The 4,182-nt window shown below is 63.7% G+C and carries 4 protein-coding genes; all 4 read right to left on the reverse strand.

The window, feature by feature from the left end:
* The coding region (locus VKP01_RS01955) for an ATP-binding cassette domain-containing protein (protein WP_324409953.1) at positions 1-293 on the reverse strand (293 nt) is incomplete at its 3' end.
* 73 nt (positions 294-366) lie between these two features.
* A complete protein-coding gene (locus VKP01_RS01960) occupies positions 367-1,308 on the reverse strand; it encodes an ABC transporter permease (RefSeq protein ID WP_414706492.1) in 942 nt (313 codons plus the stop codon).
* Positions 1,309-1,313: 5 nt separating this feature from the next.
* The gene (locus tag VKP01_RS01965; protein ID WP_324409954.1) at positions 1,314-2,291 is read right to left on the reverse strand and encodes an ABC transporter permease; all 978 of its coding nucleotides are present in this window, start codon (positions 2,289-2,291) and stop codon (positions 1,314-1,316) included.
* Between the two features lie 319 nt (positions 2,292-2,610).
* A partial coding sequence (locus VKP01_RS01970) for an ABC transporter substrate-binding protein (RefSeq protein WP_324409955.1) occupies positions 2,611-4,182 on the reverse strand: 1,572 nt, incomplete at its 5' end.

Below are 4,182 nucleotides of genomic sequence, written 5' to 3' on the forward strand. Positions count from 1 at the left end.
AAGATCATCGCCACATCCTTGCCGCGCACACGCCGCAACTGCTCTTCCGGCAGGCCGACCAGCTCTCGCCCGTTCACCGTGATGGAGGAGCGTGAACTGATCTCGCCGGGCGGGTCGATCAGGCCGAGCACGGCGAGACCGGTGACGGATTTGCCCGAGCCGGATTCGCCGACAAGCCCCAGAACCTCGCCGGCGCTGACGGTAAAGCTGATATCATTGACGGCCGTGACCAGCCCCTCGCGGGTGCGGAACGTGACCGACAGGTCTTTGACATCGAGGACGGCCTTGCTCATCGCCATACGTCCCTTTTCATCTGCAATGCTCCAGCGGGGAGCGGTCATATCTGCAAGCGTCACCGGCACAGTGCTAGCGCGAGAGCCTCGGATTGAGCACATCGCGCAAGCGGTCACCAACGAGGTTGATCGCCACGATCAGGATCACCAGCGCCACACCGGGGAAGGTGGAGATCCAGTAGGTTCCCGAAAGCAGATAGCCGTAACCATTGGCGATCAGCATGCCGAGTGAGGGCTCTGTGACCGGCACGCCGACCCCGAGGAAGGACAGGGTCGCTTCCAGTGCGATGGCATTGGCGACCTGAACCGTCGCCACGACGATCAGCGGCGGGAGGCAGTTGGGCAGAAGATGCTTGAAGACGAGCCGGCGCGCGGGCAGCGACAGGCAGCGCGCGGCTTCGATGTATTCGCGTCGCTTCTCCACCAGTGCCGAGCCGCGCACGGTTCGCGCATAATAGGCCCATTGCACGATGATCAGTGCGATGATCACCTTGTCGACGCCGCGTCCGAACACGGCGAGCAGCACGAGTGCCACCAGGATCGCGGGGAAGGAGAGCTGCAGATCGACGACACGCATCAGGAAGCTCTCGGTGCGCCCGCCCATATAGGCGGCGAAGACACCCACCGATGCGCCGATGATGGCGGCGATCAGCACCGAGGAGGCGCCGACCGTCAGCGAGACCCGCATGCCGTAGAGCACGGCGGAGAACATGTCGCGGCCCTGGTCATCCGTGCCGAGAATGGCGAGCATGCCCGTATCGAGACGCTCGCCGGGCGGCAGCATGTTGTCCATGATAGACAGGGTCGCCAGATCATAGGGGTTCTGCGGCGCCCAGAGCGGTGCGGTGAAGGCGGCGACGACGAGGGTCACCAGAACCACCAGCCCGATCGTCGCCGTCATGCTTTCGAAAAACGCGGCGATATGCCGGCGCAACAGGCTTTCGCCCTGCTCCACGGGACGCGGCGGGTTAGCCGCAGAAGGCTGCGTGACGGCCTTTTCGGTCATATCGTTCATGACTGTCAGCCCTTCGATTCGGTCAGGCGCACGCGGGGATCGATCGCTGCATAGAGCAGATCGACGACGAGATTTATGATGACGAAGACGACGACGGTCAGCATCAGATAAGCCACGATTACCGGGCGATCGAGGCGGTTGATCGAATCGATCAGCAGCTTGCCCATGCCGGGATAGGCAAAGACCGTCTCCGTCACCACGGCAAAGGCGATCATCGAGCCGAGCTCGAGCCCGAGCACCGTGACCACCGGGATCATCATGTTCTTGAGCACGTGCACGAAGACGATGCGGTTGCGTGACAGGCCCTTGGCGCGGGCGAAGCGCACGTAATCCTGCAGCATCACCTCGCGCGTGCCGGCCTGGGCGATGCGGATCACCAGCGACGCCTTGTAGAGCGAGAGCGTCAGCGCCGGCAGGAAGAGATGGCGCAGCCCGTCCCAGGTGAACATCGAAAGCTGCAAGCCGAGGATCTCGACAGTCTCCCCGCGCCCGCTCGCCGGCAGCCAGCGCAGCTGCACGGCAAAGAGCAGGATCAGCATCAGGCCGAGCCAGAAATTCGGCAGTGAGAAGCCGAAGATCGAGGTTGTCATGATCGAGCGACCGAGCAGCGATTCGGGCTTGAGGCCGGCAATGACGCCCAGCGGCACACCAAGCAGAATCGAGAAGATCAGCGCCACCAGCGCCAGCTCCATCGTCGCGGGGAAGCGCTGCAGGATCACCTCGACGGCGGGCTGCGCATAGACGAAGGAGCTTCCGAGATCACCCTGGAGCGCGTTCCAGATGAACACGCCGAATTGCTCCCAGAGCGGGCGATCGAGGCCCAGCCGCGCGGTGATCGCCTGGATCTCCTGCTCATCGGCATCCGGATTGGCGAGGATCGCCACCGGATCGCCGACGGCGTAGACGGCCAGGAAAACCAGCGTGGCCATCACGGCCACAACCAGTACGGACTGGCCGATACGACGAATGAGATAAACCAGCATGGCGGCTGTCTCACGTTAGAGGGAAAGTTGCCGTGTACGACCCTGCGTAAGGATGTACATCGCAAGAAGAGCACTGCGGCGCGCTCAAATCAATGAGCCGTGGAGAAACCGCCTTTCGCAGGGTTTTGCAAGGGAATCCGTAAGGGAATCCGCAAAAAATCCGGCATACCTGTGAATTGTGCGCATGCAGTGACTGTTCCTGGATTGCGCCCCGTGCCGATACGAAAATCCGGGCGTGCAGAAAGGTAGGAGCCCATGAGCTTCGGGCAGATAAGATGCGGGCGATACTGAAGCACCGCCCGCATACCGGGTCCCGGCCTCACTCGGCGGGGCGGACCATCATGGCGATGGTGTACTGGTCGACGCGGGGCGTCAGGTCCAGATTGCTTGCGAAGGCCCAGGGGGTGACTTCGAAGTGGAGCGGCACGGTGGCGTAGTCTTCCATGGCCATGGTCGAGGCGCGCTGCAGGATTTCCTCGCGGGTATCGTCGTCGACGGTGCGGCGGGCTTCCATGACGAGCGCGTCGATGGCGGGGTTGGAATAACGCTGCCGGTTGGTCGAACCCATGCCGGTATCGGGGTTGCGGGTCGCGACCAGCGCCGTGAGCGGGTTGGCCATCTCACCCGAAGCCGCACCCCAGCCGGCCAGCCACATGCCGAATTCCTGGTTGTTGCGGCTGGAGAAGAAGGTCGAGGCCGTCATCGCATCGACACCCGTGCGGATGCCGATCCGCGACAGGAACTGCGCCACGGCCTGGGCCACGCGCTCGTCGTTGATGTAGCGGTCGTTGGGAGACGACAGCACGATCTCGAAACCGTCACCGAAGCCGGCCTCTTCCAGAAGCGCGGCCGAACGCTCGGGATCATACACGTCCGGGTCGGCATCTTCGCGGGTACCAAACAGCGGATAAGGCAGAAGCTCGCCCGCCGGCACGGCCACGCCGCCCATCACGCGCTCGACGATGGCGTCGCGGTTGATCGCCTTGGAGATCGCCTCGCGCACGCGCACATCGGCAAACGGATTGACGCCGTCGGTGCCGGACACGCCCGGGGGCACCTCCTCGCCGCTATCCATGTGCAGATAGATGACGCGGTTCGACAGGCCCTGGTCGATCTCGAAACCGGCCTCGCGGATGGTGGCGAAATCCTGGATCGGCGGCGTCTCGATGACGTCCACGTCACCGGCGAGCAGCGCCGCGACGCGGGCACCCGGATTGGCGATCGGACGCAGGGTGACGTTGTCCCAGCTCGGCGTGCCGTCCCAGTAATCAGCATTGCGGGTGAGCTCGATACGGTCGCCCGGCACGAAGTTCACCAGCGTGTAGGGGCCGGTGCCGATCGCCATCTCGGGGCTCGAGAAATCGGTGGAAGCCGGCAGATCGCCCATATTGGCGCAGCCATCGGCGGAGAATTCCACGCCCTCGCCGCCATAGACCGAGGCGTTCAGAATCGCCACCGAGGACATGTTGGTCGGCAAAAGCGGTGACGGGCCGTCGGTGGTGAAGGTGATGGTCGCGCCGTCGACCGCCACGCCGACGATGTCGCGCACGAAGCTGGTGAACGAAGACGGCGAGCCTTCGACCATCGGCACGCGGCAGATCGAATAGATCACATCCTCCGCCGAGAACGTGTCACCATTGGAGAAGCTCACGCCCTCACGCAGGGTGAATTCCCAGGTCGTATCGCCGGTCGCTTCCCATGCCGTGGCCAGCGAAGGCTGGATCAGCATGTTCTCGTCGGAATAGGTCAGCGACTGGAAAATGTGCTGACGCAACGCGTTGTTCGGCCCCAGATTGTGGAAATGCGGGTCCATCGATGACGGCTCCGAACTCAGACCGATCCGCAGATCGGCGGCTGTCGCGGGCGCCGCGGCCAACAGGGCCAACGGCAG

This window comes from Saliniramus sp., assembly GCF_035311605.1.
In the GTDB taxonomy this organism is placed as follows: Bacteria; Pseudomonadota; Alphaproteobacteria; order Rhizobiales; family Beijerinckiaceae; genus Saliniramus.

Excerpts from the sequence above, each read along its gene's own strand:
- VKP01_RS01960 (WP_414706492.1), bottom strand. The coding sequence starts at position 1,308 with ATGAACGATATGACCGAAAAGGCCGTCACGCAGCCTTCTGCGGCTAAC.
- VKP01_RS01965 (WP_324409954.1), bottom strand. The coding sequence starts at position 2,291 with ATGCTGGTTTATCTCATTCGTCGTATCGGCCAGTCCGTACTGGTTGTG.